Annotated in this window: 13 protein-coding genes; 3 read left to right on the top strand and 10 right to left on the bottom strand. The window is 62.4% G+C overall.

Going from position 1 to position 16,184, the window contains the following annotated elements; all coding sequences use genetic code 11:
- Positions 1–6: 6 nt before the first annotated feature.
- From GE027_RS18485 to GE027_RS18470, 4 genes are all read right to left on the bottom strand, one after another.
- A complete protein-coding gene (locus GE027_RS18485) occupies positions 7–987 on the bottom strand; it encodes a cupin-like domain-containing protein (RefSeq protein ID WP_153558704.1) in 981 nt (326 codons plus the stop codon).
- Positions 988–1,123: 136 nt separating this feature from the next.
- Positions 1,124–1,834 carry a DNA alkylation repair protein gene (locus GE027_RS18480; RefSeq protein ID WP_153558703.1) on the bottom strand — a complete coding sequence of 237 codons (711 nt, stop codon included), beginning with the start codon at positions 1,832–1,834 and terminating at the stop codon, positions 1,124–1,126.
- A 15-nt stretch (positions 1,835–1,849) separates the two neighbouring features.
- Positions 1,850–3,301: a sulfatase family protein gene (locus GE027_RS18475; protein ID WP_261344068.1), complete on the bottom strand. Its 1,452-nt coding sequence runs from the start codon at positions 3,299–3,301 to the stop codon at positions 1,850–1,852.
- Between the two features lie 95 nt (positions 3,302–3,396).
- The gene (locus tag GE027_RS18470; RefSeq protein ID WP_153558702.1) at positions 3,397–4,371 is read right to left on the bottom strand and encodes an aldo/keto reductase; all 975 of its coding nucleotides are present in this window, start codon (positions 4,369–4,371) and stop codon (positions 3,397–3,399) included.
- 198 nt (positions 4,372–4,569) lie between these two features.
- Here GE027_RS18470 and GE027_RS18465 point away from each other — a divergent pair, with 198 nt between their 5' ends.
- A complete protein-coding gene (locus GE027_RS18465; RefSeq protein ID WP_162006811.1) occupies positions 4,570–5,055 on the top strand; it encodes a MarR family winged helix-turn-helix transcriptional regulator in 486 nt (161 codons plus the stop codon).
- Positions 5,056–5,893: 838 nt separating this feature from the next.
- Here the strand turns inward: GE027_RS18465 and GE027_RS18460 are convergent.
- Genes GE027_RS18460 through GE027_RS18450 form a run of 3 tightly spaced genes read right to left on the bottom strand, consistent with a single transcriptional unit; the run spans position 5,894 to position 11,345 of the window.
- Positions 5,894–7,051 (bottom strand): XylR family transcriptional regulator, encoded by a 1,158-nt coding sequence (locus GE027_RS18460; protein ID WP_153558700.1) that lies wholly within the window; start codon positions 7,049–7,051, stop codon positions 5,894–5,896.
- A 12-nt stretch (positions 7,052–7,063) separates the two neighbouring features.
- Positions 7,064–8,410, bottom strand: a complete 1,347-nt coding sequence (locus GE027_RS18455; protein ID WP_153558699.1) for a DUF1552 domain-containing protein — start codon at positions 8,408–8,410, stop codon at positions 7,064–7,066.
- Positions 8,400–11,345: a DUF1592 domain-containing protein gene (locus GE027_RS18450; protein WP_162006810.1), complete on the bottom strand. Its 2,946-nt coding sequence runs from the start codon at positions 11,343–11,345 to the stop codon at positions 8,400–8,402. Before GE027_RS18450 ends, GE027_RS18455 begins: the two co-directional genes overlap by 11 nt.
- A gap of 162 nt (positions 11,346–11,507) precedes the next feature.
- On the opposite strand from GE027_RS18450, the gene GE027_RS18445 reads away from it, so the two are divergent.
- Positions 11,508–11,996 carry a DUF3293 domain-containing protein gene (locus GE027_RS18445; RefSeq protein WP_153558697.1) on the top strand — a complete coding sequence of 163 codons (489 nt, stop codon included), beginning with the start codon at positions 11,508–11,510 and terminating at the stop codon, positions 11,994–11,996.
- 89 nt (positions 11,997–12,085) lie between these two features.
- A complete protein-coding gene (locus GE027_RS18440; protein WP_153558696.1) occupies positions 12,086–12,664 on the top strand; it encodes a hypothetical protein in 579 nt (192 codons plus the stop codon).
- Between the two features lie 190 nt (positions 12,665–12,854).
- Here GE027_RS18440 and GE027_RS18435 read toward each other — a convergent pair whose 3' ends face one another.
- The 3 genes from GE027_RS18435 to GE027_RS18425 all read right to left on the bottom strand — a co-directional run bounded on the left by GE027_RS18435 (position 12,855) and on the right by GE027_RS18425 (position 16,138).
- Complete coding sequence (locus tag GE027_RS18435; RefSeq protein WP_153558695.1) at positions 12,855–13,553, bottom strand: ceramidase domain-containing protein; 699 nt, start codon at positions 13,551–13,553, stop codon at positions 12,855–12,857.
- Between the two features lie 28 nt (positions 13,554–13,581).
- On the bottom strand, positions 13,582–14,982 hold the full coding sequence (locus tag GE027_RS18430; RefSeq protein WP_153558694.1) for an MBL fold metallo-hydrolase: 1,401 nt from the start codon (positions 14,980–14,982) through the stop codon (positions 13,582–13,584).
- A 373-nt stretch (positions 14,983–15,355) separates the two neighbouring features.
- Entirely contained in the window at positions 15,356–16,138 is a 783-nt protein-coding gene (locus GE027_RS18425) for a histone deacetylase family protein (protein ID WP_237607640.1), read from the bottom strand.
- Positions 16,139–16,184: the final 46 nt, after the last annotated feature.

Genomic DNA, 16,184 nt, shown 5'->3' with positions numbered 1-16,184 from the left:
CCTTGTTCAGCTGCCGGCGATTTCGTATTCCAGGTGTGGGGCGGCCGTCTGTCCGGCTTCGCCTTCCAACAAGCGAACCCCGGTCGGTTCGTTGGGGTCCACGACAAAGCTTTTGGGATAGGCAAACGGTTGCGGTTTGTTAGGCAACAGTTTACCAGCATAACGCAGGCCGCGGGCGAGCATCTGTTTGGCGTGAGCTTGCCAGCCATCGATCTCGGCAGAGCTGGGTTTCAGGCCCAAGCGGTTCCGCAAAAAGTAGTTGGCTTGATGGACGTTCAAGCGACGCCGAGCCGCGGGGTTCTTGTGTTCGGTCGAAAGCGAGACGTTCAACCCGTCCAGGTTCGTCACCCGGTGTGGCGTCAGTTGGGGCCACGTGATCAACTGGCCCGGTTCGGCGTCGAAGACCTCGGCGAACGTATCGTACGAAGCGTCGTAAGGAATCTCCTCGGACCATTTGTTACAGCACACGTGCTCCAGCACGGGCAGGCTGGCCACGCGCGTATCAAACGGCGGATACACCCAAACGCGTTTACGACCGCGCAGGTGCCACAGCATGTTCACAGGCATGTCGACGTGGTAATGGACCACGGCCGAAGGTGAGGAGATCAATAGATTGGCGGTACGGTCTTCGGCGCGAAACTGCGGGTTTTCGGCTTCCAGTTCGTCGTACAGCTCGTCCACCAAACGCGCCAGTTTGGGCTGGTGCTGCATGACCTGACGGCAGTTGATCCACAGTTGGCCCCGGCGCACGGTTTCCAGCAGGGTTTCGCCGGAGACGCCGCCGCGGTCGCCGTCCCGCCATTCGAACGTCATGCTGTCGCGATCCATGGTCGACAGACCGAGCGCGGCATCGGGATGCCGGTCCAGGATCTCGACCAGGCCTTCGTCGCTGAACAGGTCCAATTCGTGCAAGCGATGTTCGGCCAGCAGGATGCGTTTTTCCAGAGCCCCGAAGGTGGCAGGGTTCCAATCAACCAGGTAGGACATGTGAGGGAGCCTGCAGAACGAGGGTGGTGGGGGAGCGGTTACTACCGCAAGCCTAGGTCACGATTCGGCGCAGGCAAGTTCGAAGGTGGGCTGGTGGGAGGTGGTGAAGCAACGGTTATAGAGAGAGGGCACCGATTCACTGCCCCTGCCGCGCCCATTTGACTTTCAAATGGTCCGAGGTCAGATGTTTGACGATGTCCAGCGGTTCGCAGCGGTTGTCGTCGCCGTAGTCCACGTCCAGGGGACCGATCCGGCGAGCGGCTTTGAGGGCCGCCTTGTTTAGCGTCGGATTGCGTTTGCCGATCCCCATCAGCGCCGTTCCCATGGCCTCCCGCACCCACATCGGTTGCTGGGCGATCGTCTGCTCGATCCGCTCGATCTGGGCCAGGAGATACGCGTCGTCCATGCCTTTGGGGTTCTTCTTGGACAGCTCGTACAGCAGCGAGTAGCCGCACTGTCGCCGCAGCGGATCGTCGCTGTCGATCCACCCGCGGGCCAGCTCAAAAGCAAAACGCGTCTTGGCCAGCGTCGCGTCGCAGGAGGCGAACACGTGGACCAGCATCCCTTCGCCCAGTCCGTCGTCCACCTGGGCTTCGACCTGCTGGGGCGTCATCTGTTTGGGATCGTCGACCAGCAGGCTCAAAACCTTGGCGTCGTAGATGTCGCTCTTCCACAGCGACTGAGCCAACCGGTGGTCGCGGCCGACCTGTTTGGCCAGCTTGCGCAGCCGCGTGAGCCCGATCCCAAAGCTCTTCAGCCCACTGGCTCGCTTGTTCCAGTGGGTGATGCCGCGAGGGTCGGCGTTCTCTCTCAGCAAGGCGATGACTTGCGTCTTGGTCATGCTCATGGCAGGGCTCACGAATTAATACTTGCCGGTGGTACCGAACATCTCTTGCTTGGAGGGCCGCGGGCGAACGCGGACGCTGTGGTCGGGTTCACCCGTTGCGCGGTCGAACTCGTCGGGCGTTCGCACCGAGGGGATGTAGTCGCTGGTCTCGGTCGACCACTGCTTGAGGGCTTGCTGCAGCCGCTGGCGAGTCGAGCGGTAGGCGGGGTCGTCGAAGACGTTGTGCAATTCGCCGGGATCACGCTGTAGGTCGTACAGCTCCCAATGCGAACGCGGCAGGAAGGCCGTTTGTTGATGCGTTGGCAGACGGCCTTCGCGCTGCAGCCGCAACATGGCTTGCCAGCTGAGTCCACGACCGGCATCGGCCGAGGGCGTGGGCGGCAGATCCGGATAGTCGTTGCGGATCAACTTGAACTGCTGCGTCATCACGCTGCGGCCATGGTCTTCGTAATCGTGCCAGTGATCTTCGGCAAACGCGTATTGCCGATGCGGCTGGGCGGGGTCTCGCAGCGTGGCGGCAAAGCTGCGACCCGACGTGGCCAATCCGCTGCGCTCGGTTTTGTCGACGCCGGCCAATTCCAGAAACGTGGCGGCAACGTCGACGGCGCTGACCAGTGCCGTCGTCGTTTGCCCGGCGGACACGACGCGGGGCCAGCGAACGATCCAGGGCGTCCGGATCCCGCCGTCGTACAACGTCGTCTTGTCACGCGGAAACGGGCGGCCGTTGTCGCTGATGAATAGAACCAGCGTGTTTTCGTCGACACCTTGCTGTTTTAAAACATCCAACACTTTGCCGACGTAACCATCCAGACGGCCGATCTCGTCGTAGTACAGCCGCAAGTCCTCACGCACCTCGGGAACATCCGGCAGATGCGGCGGGACGATCACGTCGTCGTGGGTGTGCGGCGGGTCGAGCGCTCCGTCGGTGTACTCGCGATGCGGGTCGAGGGCGGCCAACCACAGAAAGAACGGTCGATCGCGGGGACGTTCTTCCAAGGCCCGCTGCCAGTCTTCGCAGCCGCTGGGCTGGGCGGCGATCATCTTGCCCGGCTGGCCGTCCTCGCCGGAGGGCAACACGAAACCCGCCGTCGAGGCTTCGTAGACGCGGTCGAAATGATCGCGGACCGCGTCGCCCAGATGCCATTTACCCGCGGCCGCCGTGTAGTAACCCGCCCGCTGCAACTGTTCCGCCATGGTCTGACTGCCCGCCGGCAGGGGCCAGTGCAATTGTTCGGCGCCCGTGTTGTGCGGGTACTTGCCGGTCAACAAGCTTGCTCGCGAGGGGCTGCAGGAGTTGGTCGTCAGATAAGCGTGCTGGAACCGCAGCCCTTCGCGGGCCAACCGATCGATGTTGGGCGTGCGGATGGCAGGATGTCCGTAGGCGCCGCAGTCGTCCCAGTTCATGTCATCGGCGATGATCAGCACCAGATTGGGCACCGCGCGGGGTTCGTCCGCCGGGGTTGCCACGGCCGTACCCGCCAGCAGCGATATGACCAGACCCAACACGGTTGAGCAAAGCGAGGGCGACCACAGCAAGCGAACGAGTACCGGAAACGATAACACTAATAGACTCCGCGAATATGAGGGGCAACTTCCGCCGCGTAGTACTCGGCCAGTTGACGATGGGTTTCAGGGGCCAGCGAAGCGAGCGCGGAAACGGCGGCGTTGTCGATCACCTGGTCCGGCCGTGAGGCACCGGTAATGACGGTCGAGACCGCCGGGTGGTCCAGGATCCAGCGCTGCGCGAACTGGGCCATGGTGACGCCATTGGGAACCCAAGGTCGCAAACCGTCGGCCAAGCGAACGCCGGTGGTGAACGGCAATCCGGCAAACGTTTCGCCGACGTTGAAGGCGGCTCCATCGCGATTGTAGTTGCGAGGGTCGTCTTCGGCGAACGTCGTGTCGGCGTCGAACTTGCCGGCCAGCAGGCCGCTGGCCAGCGGCAACCGCACGATCAAGCCCACGCCTTGCGCCTCCGCGCGATCGAACAATGCATCGATGGGCTTCTGGCGGAAGAGGTTGAAAATGATTTGCAGAGAGGTCAGTTCCGGTTGGTCGAGGATCTGCAGCGCCTCGTCCATCGATTCGACGCTGGCCCCGAAGTGCCGGATCAAACCTTCCTGTTTCAGCTCTCGCAGCCAATCGAAAATCGCGCCCTCGGCCAGCACTTCCGACGGCACGCAGTGCAACTGCACCAGGTCCAGTCGCTCGACGCCCAGCCGCTGGATGCTGTCGCTGATATGGCTCCGCAGTGTATCCGCGGTATAGGGTCCGGGATAATTGCGGCGTCCCACCTTGGTCGCTACGAAGACGCGATCCTGATGGGAGTCCAGGAAGCGGCCGACCAGCCGTTCGGAGCGACCGTCGCCATAGACATCGGCGGTGTCAAAGAAGGTGATCCCGCGGGCGAAGGCGGTCTCCAGAATCTCCAACGCATCCGCTTCCGCGACCTCGCCCCAGTCCGCGCCCAACTGCCAACATCCCAGTCCAACCTCCGAAACGGTCGGGCCCTGACTGCCAAGTGATCGTGTCTTCATCTATCGCGAGAAGGTGAAAGTTCGAAGAAGATAATGTTGAGCCCTCACGGACTCGTTCCGCTACAGTCCGCAGGGTACACCGCCCCCGACGTCGCGGCCAGAAGTAGGACCGACATACGATGGGCGCGAGTCAGGCAGGCTGCCCCGGCCTGCCCCAAACGCTTGACTTGTTGTCTGTTGCACCATATAGATGGGTGGATGAGTCCCACACAGAAGAATCTCGCCGACGAGCTTGGCAAGTCCAGCGGCTTTGCCAGTTTGCAGCAGGAAACGTTCCTGAATCTGCTGCGCACCCACGAGCAACTGCACACGGAGATGTCGCAGTTCTTCAAATCGCACGGCATCTCCGACGCCCAGTACAACGTCTTGCGGATCCTGCGGGGCGTCGGCCAGCCGATGCAGGTGTATCAGATCGCCGAGCGGATGATCTTTCGCCAAACCGATATCTCGCGCTTGATCGTGCGGCTGGACGAGGCCGGGCTGATCGAGCGGCAGCGCTGCGAGGAAGACCGCCGAGTCGTGTGGGTACGGCTGAGCGACAAGGCAAAAAAGCTGCTTGCGCGGATGGACAAACCGCTGCGCCAGCTGCACGAGCAACAATTCGGCAAGCTGTCCGAAGCCGAACTGCGGCGGCTGAACGCCCTGCTGTTCAAAGCCAGGCAGACGGCGAAGGCAGGCGGATAGAGCCGTCCCGTTGAGGCGAGGGATCCGGTAGACGAATAGAATCGTTTTCTCCCCTCTCCCCCAAATCCTGGCGAGCCTAAGCGAGCCAGGATTTGGGGGAGAGGGGTCGGGGGTGAGGGGGAATTGCAGCGTGGTTTCGTCAGTGCCGCGTCTTGATGCGATACGCGGCAGGAAAATCCGATGCAGAGAGTCAGCCATTTGCACCCGAGCCCCCTCACCCCCGGCCCCTCTCCCACCACGGCTTCACTCGCTGACGCTCGCGGCGCCGCGGGGGAGAGGGGAGAAAACTTCCTTACCTATGTACGGCCTTCAGCCGTCCAACGCAGCAGCCACGCCAGTGGCGATCGCGATGTAGCCATGGGCGTCAGCCCATGGTATGGGTGCCCCCTCGGCGTTTAGTCCCTTCGGGACTAGCGCAATCGTGTCGTTTTCGTTCCACGCACCTCGCGCCCAATGCCACTTCCTTTGTAGCGGAACGGCGCGAGCCGTCCGGTTTTGCGGTGCGAACCTTCACACACCGGGCGGCTTGCGCCGCGCCGCTAACGCTTCAATCGCAAGCGATGGTGAAAGTAGATGGCATTGGGCTCGCGCCCGTGGCTACATCCTGCCGTCCCTGCGGGACTAAAACACGAGCCACGAAGGAAAAATTTGTGTACATAGAATCCGGTAGAGTCAGGAAATCTGAAATCTCAAATCTCAAATCTAAAATCCCTTCCCTCTTCCCCCTTCCCACCACCTGCATCGACGCCTGCTGTCGCTGCTCGACGCGGTGTTGGGCTTGCCGCGTTTTTTGCTTCGCGGCTTCGGGATCTTGGGCCGACCACGGCGCCGGCGACCGCTACTGTTTGACGCTACGGCGGTACTTGCCCGGGGGCAGGCCGGTTGCGCGGCGAAACATGACGCTCATGTACTCTTCGTGTTCAAAACCGGTCAGGCGAGCGATTTTGTGAAGCGACAGGTCGGTTTCCACTAACAGCGTGCGAATCTGCTGGACGCGTTGGCGGAGGATCTCTTCGTGCGGCGTGCGGCCAAAGATGTTCTGAAACCGCTGCTCCAAGGCGCGGCGGGTCAGCGGCACCTGACGCACGACATCGGTCACCTTGATGCCGTCGCAGGCATGCTCGCGAATGTACCGCACGGCGGTGACGATGTCGCTGTCTTCCACAGCCAGCACGTCGGTGGACTGACGCGTGGCCACGCCGCGGGCATCGATCAAGTGCCGTTCCTGCTCGACCGACTGGCCCTGCATCAGCAGGTCCAGCAAGCGAGCCGCTTCACGGCCCGCCCGGTGGGCATCGGGTATGATGCTCGAAAGCGGTGGAAAGCACAGGTTGCACAGCAGTTCGTCGTTGTCCACGCCCAGCACGGCCACTTCATCGGGGACCGAGATCGACGCTTCGCGACAGGCGTCGAGAATCTGTTGGGCGCGGATGTCGTAGCAAGCGAAGATGCCGATGGGTTTGGGCAGCTGTTTGAGCCAGTCGCCCAATCGCTGTTTTTCGCGGTTCCAGGAGTAGTTCGCGGCCGTCTTGGAAGTGGCTGGAAAACGAAGTAGTTCCAGTCCCGGGCGAGCTTCGACCTCGTGGGCAAAAGCGTTCTCGCGCCACAGTGACCAGTTGAAATCCGGGTCGCCACAGAAAGCCAACCGCCGAAAGCCGCGGTCGACAAAATGTTCAACCGCCAGGCGAGCGATCGAAGCGTCGTTGGTTTCCACCCAAGGGATGCCGGGTACGTGACGGGCGGCACTGACATCCACCACCGGTTTGTCCAGTTGGCGGACGATGGCGGCGATGGCATCGGTTTCGATCCGCACGATCAAACCGTCGCCCTGCCAGGAGTGGATCCAGCTGGGCGGCTGCGCTCCGCGTTCCTGCTCGGGCAAGTAGATCGACCACGGCTCGTGCTCGCGGTTGTACGCGACGATACCTTCCAACACCCCGCGGGCGTAGGCGTTGGAGGTTTCGATCAGCAGAGCGACACTACGCAGCTTCTTCACCTGCACTCGTCGCTACAACTGAGCCAGGGGTTGTTCGGCGTCGCCAAAGCCATCCGCCTGGACGCCCATCCGCTGGAGGATGCTGAGGTACAAGCTGCACAGCTTGCGGTCCTCGTCGTCGCGGTCGGTGTAATCCAGGACGCGGCCCGTCTGCAGCGACCCGCCCAGCCCGCCGGCCAGGATCAGCGGCACCTTGGTCGAATCGTGTTTACTGCCCGACCACATATTGTTGATGAACATCAAACAGGTGTTGTCCAGCACCGTGCCGTCGCCCTCGCGCATCGCGTCCAGCCGCTGGCACAGGTAAGCGAATTGGCTGACGTAGTACCGGGTCACGCGTTCGTAATCGTCGCTGGTATCGCGGTGCGAGGCGGAGTGGTGGGCGCTGCGGACGTCCAGGAATGGGTAGAACAAACCGGAGATGTCACGGCACATCAACAGCGTGGCCACACGCGTTTTGTCGGTTTGAAACGCCAGCGCGATGATGTCGCACATCAACCGCATGTGATCGCGAATGTCCTCGGGCAATCCGTTGTCCGGCCGTGACATCTGATGGGCGGGTTTGCCAGAGGTTTGCAAACGGTCGGCAGCCGTTTCCTGACGCTTCCGCATCCGCTGGATCTGTTTTTCGACTTCGCGGACACTGGTCATATATTCGTCCAGTTTTGCCTTGTCGCCGGAGCTGACCTGACGGCTCAAACTGGCGGCGTGTTCCCGGACTCGGTCCAACACGCTCTGATTGCGACGGTTGCCGCGGTTGTCGAACAGGCTGTCGAAGGCCAAAGCGGGGTACACTTCCATGGGCACCGGCGAGGTGGCGTTCTGCCAAGAGATATGCGAGCTGTAAGCCATCGAAAAATTGGTTTCGTGGTAGCCCGTCGTCGGTTGCTCGCAGCCCAGCACGAGGCTGGCCTGGGCGGTCTGGCCGCCGATCTGGTTTGCCAATTCCTGGTCGACGCTGATGCCGCCGCGCAGCTCCGCCCCCTTTTGCAGGGCCGCACCGGACAGGATGTTGCCGGTTTGTCCTGGATGGATGCCCACGCCGACGGCCGAGCGATTGAACAGGCCGTTGACCAAGTTCATCTTGTGCTTGTGCGGCTGCATCGGCGTCAGGCTCTTGCCCAGCTCCATCGACGCACCCTCGCCTTTGGCCCACCAGTGTTCGGCGTTGACGCCACAGGCCATGAATTGCACACCAAACCGCAGCGGCACCGGCGAGGCGGCGGTTTCGGCAGCGCGCGCCGCGGTGCCCCACACCGGTAAGGATTCCAACCAGGGCAAAGCCACGGCCGTACCGGCTCCCTGCAGGAGGATGCGGCGGGAAAGGCGAACAGAAGCGGGGTGGGGTTTACGGCGCATCGTTGGACCTTTTCGTACTGGCAAGTTCCGCGGACGCTCCTTCGCGTCCGCGCTTGTTCAAAAACTGTGGGCTGGTGACGATCGCTTGAACGAGTTCGCTGAAGCGATCGTCGCCCTCGCGCAGTCGCTCTTGCATCTGCACGAGCAGTGGTTCGTCGGACAGCATCAAGCTGCGTCCCAGGGCGTAGGACAACAACTTGCGCGACAGGTTCTGCAAGAATTCCTGCTCACGCCTCTGGCGCAGGTACTCGCGCAAATCGTTCACGCCGTCGCGGCTGGAACCGTCGGGGAACACGGCATGGGTTTCGACCCGGCGGCCACCCAGGTCCACCGTTCGCCGTTCGCCGACCGGACCATAGCCTTCGAAAACCAGCCCGATCGCATCGATTCGGTTATGGCATCCGGCACAGCTGGCGTGATCGCGGTGCATCGCCAACGTCTCGCGCAGCGTCCGCTCGCCCAGCTGGCTTTCGTCGGCGGGCAATTCGGGAACGTCCGGTGGCGGGGGAGGAATGTGTTCGCCCAGCAACCGCCGCACGACCCAGTAACCGCGTTTGACAGGACTGGTGCGTAGGCCCGGTGCGTTCTTGGTCAAAAAGACCGACATCGGCAGCAAGCCACCGCGGCCGTACTGAGCAGCGTTCTCCACGCGTTGCCACTGGCCCGCGTCGAGTTGATCATCTGGAATGCCGTAGTGGCGAGCCAGAACGGCGTTGACGAAGGTGTGGTCGGCGTACAAAAAATCCTTCACCGAGCGATCGTGCTGGAAAACATCCAACAGGAATCGCACCGGTTCTTCAAACATGGCCTGTCGCAGCTGTGCGTCGAACTCGGGAAAGCGTTCACGGTCGACGCTGTTGTGCTGTTCAAAGCGACGGAAGTCCAGCCAGTTGCCGCCGAACTCCACCGCCAAGGCCCGCACGCGTGGGTCCCGCAACATCCGCTGAACCTGCTGGTCCAAGACGTCCGGTTCCCGCAGCCGGTCGTCGGCAGCCAGAGCCAGCAGCGTCTGGTCCGGCGAACTGGACCAGAGGAAATAACTGAGCCGATTGGCCAGCTCCAACGAGGTCAGCGGTCGCGGTTCGGGCGAGTCGTTCAGGAGGTCCCAGCGGTAAGCGAAATGCGGCGAGATCAGGATGGATGTGACCACATCGGCGATCGCCTCTTCGTGGCTCAGTTCGGCTTCGTCGCGTAGTTGGTGGTAAAACGTCACCAGTTCGGTGCGTTCGGCGTCGGCCAGGGGACGACGGTAGGCCCGCCCGCACAGTTCGACCACAGCGTCCAGGTGATGAGCCTGCGCGGCGTCGCGGGTTTGTTCGACCCAGCGGATCTGGCGATTGATCTCGGTGAAGTAATCGGAGATCGCGGCGAGCGGAACGGCCGTGCCACCATTTTTCTTGGCCTTCGCCAGGTACACCCGCGAAAGCTCGGCAATCGCATCGGCCTCCAATGCCTTGACGTTCTCGGGCCGAGCGAAATCGAATTGCGGATCGCGCATGAAGCGCGAATCGGTGCGTTCAAACCATAGAAACCCCTGGTATTGTCGCAGCGGAGCCGAGGTCACGAAATCCAGTTCCTGCCAGAGTGCGTCCAGTTGCTGTTGCTGCTCGGGGTCCAGAATCAATTGCATCAGTGGGGCGTCGTCGCGGAAGTAGCCCATCATGCTGTGGAAACCGGCACTCAGCAAACGGCCCTTCTCCTGCTGGCTTTTGGGTTTGCCCAGATAATCTCGCCCGCGTTCGGAAATGAAGAACGCATCGGGAAACGTCGCGCAGAACCGGCGGCAATCGGCTTCGAAGGCGGGGCGTTCCGCTTCGGTCGGCTCTTTCAATCCCGTTTTTTCGAAGATGCGATCCCATGCTGAGAAATCCGCCGTGCGACGGGCCGCCGCGTACTGCTTGTTCTTCCACAACACGAAGGGCTGGCTGCCGGCGTGCACCTCTTTGATCTTCAGATTCTCAAAGTGCGGCTCGAACGTCTTGCGGGCACGGGCCACATAGTCGCGAAGGTCTTGGCAAGCGGAGCGAGCGGTGTGCGGATCCTCTGTTGAAATTAATTCTTGCCAACGACGCTGCACTTCGGCCAGCGGCCCGAAGCGAACGTCGGCGTCATGGAGGTCCGACCAGACGCGGCGCAGGTACTTTTCGCTAACGGCTTCTTCGGCCGCGAGCTGTGCCAGTCCGGCTTCGCCGGCACCGCTTGTCTCGGCTTTCCAGCAAGCGAAGAAGTAGTCCGCGATGTCGGTCGGCTGACGTTCGTAGAACGCCACGATCCGGTTCACGCAGTACTTGTCGCGGTCGGTATCGGTGGCCACCGGATGCGGGGCAAAGCGGATGCCGGTGGGAGTCAGCACCAAGTGCTCGACCACCGAGCGTGCCGCGGCGAGGTATTTATTCAGCAACGCCGGCGACATCGCCAGCGACTCGCCAGAATTATCGAAGCCGGCTTCGTTGGCCGGATCGACAGGGAAGGTGGCCGTGGGGCGAATGTCCACGCCGGTCAGGTCGCGGATGCTGTAGTCGTATTCGGCGTTGCTCAGCCGGCGGGCGAGCACCGCACCGGGGTCGCCGGCGTTGCGATTCGCTTCGAACGTGCGGACGGCTTCGATCCAGGCGATCAAGCGCTGGCGGTCTTCATCGGCGAGCGGCGCAGCGGCGTCTTCCGGTGGCATGTCGCCGACGTGCAGGCGATCCAGGACGCTTTCCCACAGCTGATGACCGGCGATCACTTGGCTGGTCCGCTCGAACGCCTGCAGGTCCAGCATCGCCTCGGCCGTTTCGGCATCGTGGCAAGCAAAACAATGCGTCTCGAGCAGGGGCCGAATCTCGTGCGTAAACGCCGAGTCCAACCGAGCCCGTTCCGCTTGGTCGGCAACGACCACAGCCGGCATCAGTAGCGTGCAGGCGAACAGCAGTGTCCACGCGAGTCGACTCATTGGCATGGGGCGGGCCAATTGCATGGAGGGAGGGGACAACGGAAGGCGGGGGCGAGTCGGGGAAGACATCGCAGTGGAAGGATTATAGCAGAGCGGAGCCCGCCGTGCTGTAAGATGGGGTTTCGTAAGCGGTAGAAAGCACGGTCCTGTTGGGGGCGGAAGATGAATCGACAATCCACGTTACGGCAATTCACTGGCATGCAAAAACGGCGGCAGGACGACGGCCCTTCGCAGCAGGACGCAGCGGAGCTCTGGCAAGCGTATCTCGATTCGATCATCGTCGACGCCCGCGACGGAACGGTCTACGCCGGCCCCGATGCGGTGGCTCTGCCGCTGCCACCGCCGTGCTATGTGATCACCGCCGCCAACCCTCGGGAAGGCAAGCTGAGCGATGCCGAAAACGATCGTCGCAACCAAACGCTCGAAAAGGTACTGCAGTTGCGGTTCGAGAGCGTCGTGCCGGTCATCGGGCGATCGCGCAGTGGGCACTGGCAGGAGGTCAGCTTTTTGGTCAGCACGCCGGACCGCACAGAAATCCTGCAGTTGGCCGAACGGCACCACCAGCGTGCCGTGTTCGAATTAGACGCAGATACGAAACGAGTCGTCGCCGTCGACGGCACGATCCAAGGCACCATGGACCGGACGCAGTAGTGGCATAGGCATCAGTGGCATAGGCTTCCAGCCTGTGAGCAGTGGCATAGGCTTCCAGCCTGTGAACCCCCCCACCAACACCCAAACCCGTGCCCGCTGAACCAACCCCGCCGCCAACCCCGCCAACCACCCCCAGCCGGCGCTGGCCGCGTTTTCAGCTTCGTTCTCTGTTGGCGGTCGTCACCATCGTCGCGGCCATGATGGGCTGGCTCCGCTGTCGCCGCTGGTTGATGGAGCAGGAGGCACTATGGCGATGGATTGATTGGCTGCCGCTCCACAGCGAGTACGGATGGCTGGCTGTTCAAACCGCTGCGTTCCTGTTGGCCGTGGTCATGTTGGTGATCTGGCGAGGCCCGGTGTCGCTGTACCTCTTGATCGCCGGACAAATGGGTTGGGGACTGATGATTCCGGTCGTCTCCGGTTTGTGGGTTCCCAGTGGACCGTGGGGCGAAGGAATTGGCAGCGTCGCAGGAATTGTTATCTTTTTTGAGCCGGCGTGCGGATTGGTGCTGGTCACGGCGATCACCATCACCGCATTCTGGCATGGGCGATTTCGTTTCGCCGCGACTGCGTCAGCGTTATGGCTGTTGATGTTGATCAGTGATCTGCTGGCGATGCAAACGTTGGCCGCCTTCGCCGCCGCGATCCTAGCGATCGGTCGCGCGTAGTGCGGCACCACACCCTGAGCCGACGGCGCGAGCGGGCTGTCGATTTATTCGAAAACGCACTGCCTATATGAGCCGTTTGGGCGATAGCCCCGGTTCTGCGGTGACGAAACCGAGGCTATCGCCTAAACGGCTCACTAAAGCGACAGGCCGCTCGCGCATTCGACTCACTAACGCGACAGGCCGCTCACGCTCAGGCCTCTGCCTCCACCGGCTCCGCTGCGGCGAACACCAGCCAGGCTCGCAGCGCCAGATACACGACGACGCCATCGATCAGATGCCATAGGAAATGCGTTCCGAACGGCCAGGGGACGAGCCAATCGATCGAGCGAGCTGTAACGGCTGCGGCAAAACACAGGGCCGCAGCGAGTAGCAAAAACGGTTCGGCCGGGCTGCGTTCGATCCACATCACTCCCACGGCCAGCAGGCCGATCAGGGTCGGCACGTAGAACAGCGAACCGTTCAAAGGTTCGCGCAGCGGCAGCAGGCTGAGCGAGACGCCGACGATCCCGCACACAAAAGCGGCGGCCATCAGACGACCCTGCGCGAACGCATGCCGCGCGATCAACCACAGGAACAAGACCTGGAAGGTTGCGATCGGCACAACGTCCATCCACAACGTAACGGCGTTGGGGGCGGTGTGAAAGATGAAGCTGCCCACGCCGATCGTCCCAGCCAAGGCCAGCAGCGCGATGCTGGCCTGTGAATTCGCTCGTCGCCGCCGTGCCAGCATCAGGCCCGCCGCGGCGGCGATCAAGAACGAGACGTTGGAAGCGGCATTGAGGGGTTCCGCCCAAAACGCCGGGTCACCGCTCCGCTCACGGTACGTCCAAAGCAAGCCTTCGCCCGCTTTGGCAGCGGCCGGGACGAACTCAAGCGAGCGGGCAATCATCGGCAATCAAGGTTGGGAACGAGAAGGATTATTTCTCCACATCATAGCCGGCATTCTTCCAGGCTTGCATGCTGCCGGGCACATTGCGGACTTTTTCGTAGCCATCACGCTGCAAGATACTCGCTGCGATGCTGGCCCGGTAGCCGCTGCCGCAGTAGACCGCCACCGGTTTGTCGCGGTCCACGGGCAGTTGACCATTGACGCCGTCTCGCATCTCAGCCACGAAGACGTGCTGGGCATCGGCGATGCGGCCACTCTTGAACTCGCTGTCGGAGCGCACGTCCAGGACCTGGACCGAAGACTTGTTCTCGGCCAGTTCCTGGACGGTCATCTGTGGCAGGGACACCATGGGCATCCCCTTGTTGCTCCAGGCCTTCATGCCGCCGGCCAAGTAACCGGCAAACTTGGTCAGGCCCACGTAGGCGAAGTGCCAACCGATCCATTCCAGTTGGGTGGCATCCTCGACGACCAACAGAATCGGCTTGTCGTAGGACAGCATATCGCCGGCCCAGACGGACAGCTCCGGACGGTCGCCGATATTGATCGCCCCTTTGATGTGACCGCCGCCGAAGGCCAACATCTGCCGCGTGTCGACCAATTGGGCGTCGCCTTGTGCCGCCAATTTCTGAAACGTCTCGGGGTCACGGCCGGGGATGTGCGGCGCCGATCCGATCACCTCCGGTCCCTTGGCGTTAACCTTCTTGAGGATCGGGTAGTGCTGGGGAACCGGTGGGGCGCCCTCTTTGACGTATTTCTTGAACTCGTCAAAGTCGTCGTACTGCAGGAAGTCGTTGGTGCGGCGTTCATAGCCGATCGTGGACATGGGCCGTTCGCCGATGTCCGCACCGCAGGCCGAGCCGGCACCGTGACAGGGATAAACGATCACCCCGTCATCCAGTTTCAGGTAGTAGTCCCGCAGCGTGTGAAACAGTTTCTCGGTCAGTTCCTCGGTTTCTTCGTCGCCCAACAGATCGGGACGTCCGGCCGAACCGACAAACAGCGAGTCGCCGGTGAGCACGCCCCAGGGTTGGTCTTCCGTGCCCGTTTCGGCCAGTTCGTAGGAGACGTGTTCGGGCGTGTGTCCCGGGGTGTGCCGTGTGGTCAGCGTCAAAGAGCCGAACGAGAAGCGGTCGCCGGCGCGAATCTTTTCCACTTCGAAGTCGTACTTGGCGTCGCCCTCGCCACTGGCGTAGATCTTCGCCGAACCGAGCCGATCCTTCAGCTCTCGTGCACCGCTCATGAAATCGGCGTGGATGTGCGTTTCAAAAATGTGTGTAATCGCCACGCCCTGGGTACGGGCCAGTTCCAGATAGACCTCGACATTGGGACGCGGGTCGATCACCGCTGCCGTGCCCGTGCTGTCGTCGCCGACCAAGTAAGAGATCTGAGCGATGCCGTTGGTCTGGACACGTTCGAATACCATGGTCATGGGGAGGTTCTCCAGTCGGTGGGTGGGGCGGGTTAGCTTTGCGAAACTGGGAGTGCGGCCGCCGGGAGTTGGCTGATCGCGAGGGCAGAATGCTGCAAAGCGTATGCCGCGCCTGAGCGGTTGAGGACGCTACCCCCGTTTCGGGAAGGTGTGAGCCAACCGTGGGCTAGCGCCCCCGCGGCTGATGAACCGTGGGCTCTAGCGCCCCGCGGCTGACGGAACCGTGGGCTAGCGCCCTGCGGCTGATGATGGGGCGGCCGTGGGCCCAGCAGCCGAAACGCGCTAGCGTACGGTTCGTACCGTGCCGGTTCACCGTGGGACGCCGCGTGACGGAACCGTGGGCTAGCGCCCTGCGGCTGGTGAAATCGTGGGCTCAGGAAGCGACCGGTTTCGACAACACCTGCAGGTGCCGCTGGACACATTCGGCCAGAGCGTGCGGGTTGTAGCCGCCCTCGAGCACGCTCACCAACCGCCCGCCGGTATGTTGCCGCGCGACCTGGACGATCGCTTCGGTCAGGGCCGCAAAGTCTTCGGCGTCCAGTTGCAGATTGCCGATGGGGTCCAGGCGGTGACTGTCGAAACCGGCACTGATCAGCACCAGGTCCGGCTCGAAGCGGTTGGCGAACCGTTCCAGACGGTCGGCAAACAGCTGGACCTGTTCGGCGGCGGCGGTGCCGAAGGCCACGGGCAGATTCAGCGTCGTTCCCAGCCCTCGGCCGGCGCCGGTTTCATCGGCCGCGCCGGTAAACGGATAGAACGGGGCGCGGTGCATCGACAGAAAGGTCACCGAGGGATCTTCCCAAAAGATGGCTTGGGTGCCGTTGCCGTGGTGCACGTCGAAATCCGCGATCAGGACGCGTTCTAATTGGAAAGCTTGCTGGGCATAGCGAGCTGCGACAGCGACGTGGTTGAACAAGCCGAAGCCCATGACGCGGTCCGCAAGGGCATGGTGCCCCGGCGGCCGCAGCAAACAAAACGCTGTCGAGTGTTCGCCCTGCATCACCTGATCAACCGCATCGCAAACCGCTCCCGTGGCCAACCTTGCCACGTCGTTGGAGCGCTCGCTGAGCACGGTATCGGCGTCGGCTCGTCCCCCCCCGCTTTCGGCCAGCCGAGCGATTTCTTCGATATGCGCTGCGGTATGTGCCAGCGTCAAGCGATCTTTCGGGATGATGCCCCGTGTCGTGCTCGAGGAAGACCGG

It is taken from the genome of Roseimaritima sediminicola (genome assembly GCF_009618275.1).
In the GTDB taxonomy this organism is placed as follows: domain Bacteria; phylum Planctomycetota; class Planctomycetia; order Pirellulales; family Pirellulaceae; genus Roseimaritima; species Roseimaritima sediminicola.
Note: the sequence above shows the minus strand (reverse complement) of the source record. Positions and strands in the feature narration are given on the sequence as shown.

Bases quoted from the DNA above. Each gene is read 5' to 3' on its own strand.
- GE027_RS18455 (WP_153558699.1), bottom strand. From the start codon at position 8,410: ATGCGCCGTAAACCCCACCCCGCTTCTGTTCGCCTTTCCCGCCGCATC.
- GE027_RS18470 (WP_153558702.1), bottom strand. From the start codon at position 4,371: ATGAAGACACGATCACTTGGCAGTCAGGGCCCGACCGTTTCGGAGGTT.
- GE027_RS18485 (WP_153558704.1), bottom strand. From the start codon at position 987: ATGTCCTACCTGGTTGATTGGAACCCTGCCACCTTCGGGGCTCTGGAA.
- GE027_RS18450 (WP_162006810.1), bottom strand. From the start codon at position 11,345: ATGAGTCGACTCGCGTGGACACTGCTGTTCGCCTGCACGCTACTGATG.
- GE027_RS18435 (WP_153558695.1), bottom strand. From the start codon at position 13,553: ATGATTGCCCGCTCGCTTGAGTTCGTCCCGGCCGCTGCCAAAGCGGGC.
- GE027_RS18445 (WP_153558697.1), top strand. From the start codon at position 11,508: ATGAATCGACAATCCACGTTACGGCAATTCACTGGCATGCAAAAACGG.
- GE027_RS18480 (WP_153558703.1), bottom strand. From the start codon at position 1,834: ATGAGCATGACCAAGACGCAAGTCATCGCCTTGCTGAGAGAGAACGCC.
- GE027_RS18465 (WP_162006811.1), top strand. From the start codon at position 4,570: ATGAGTCCCACACAGAAGAATCTCGCCGACGAGCTTGGCAAGTCCAGC.
- GE027_RS18430 (WP_153558694.1), bottom strand. From the start codon at position 14,982: ATGACCATGGTATTCGAACGTGTCCAGACCAACGGCATCGCTCAGATC.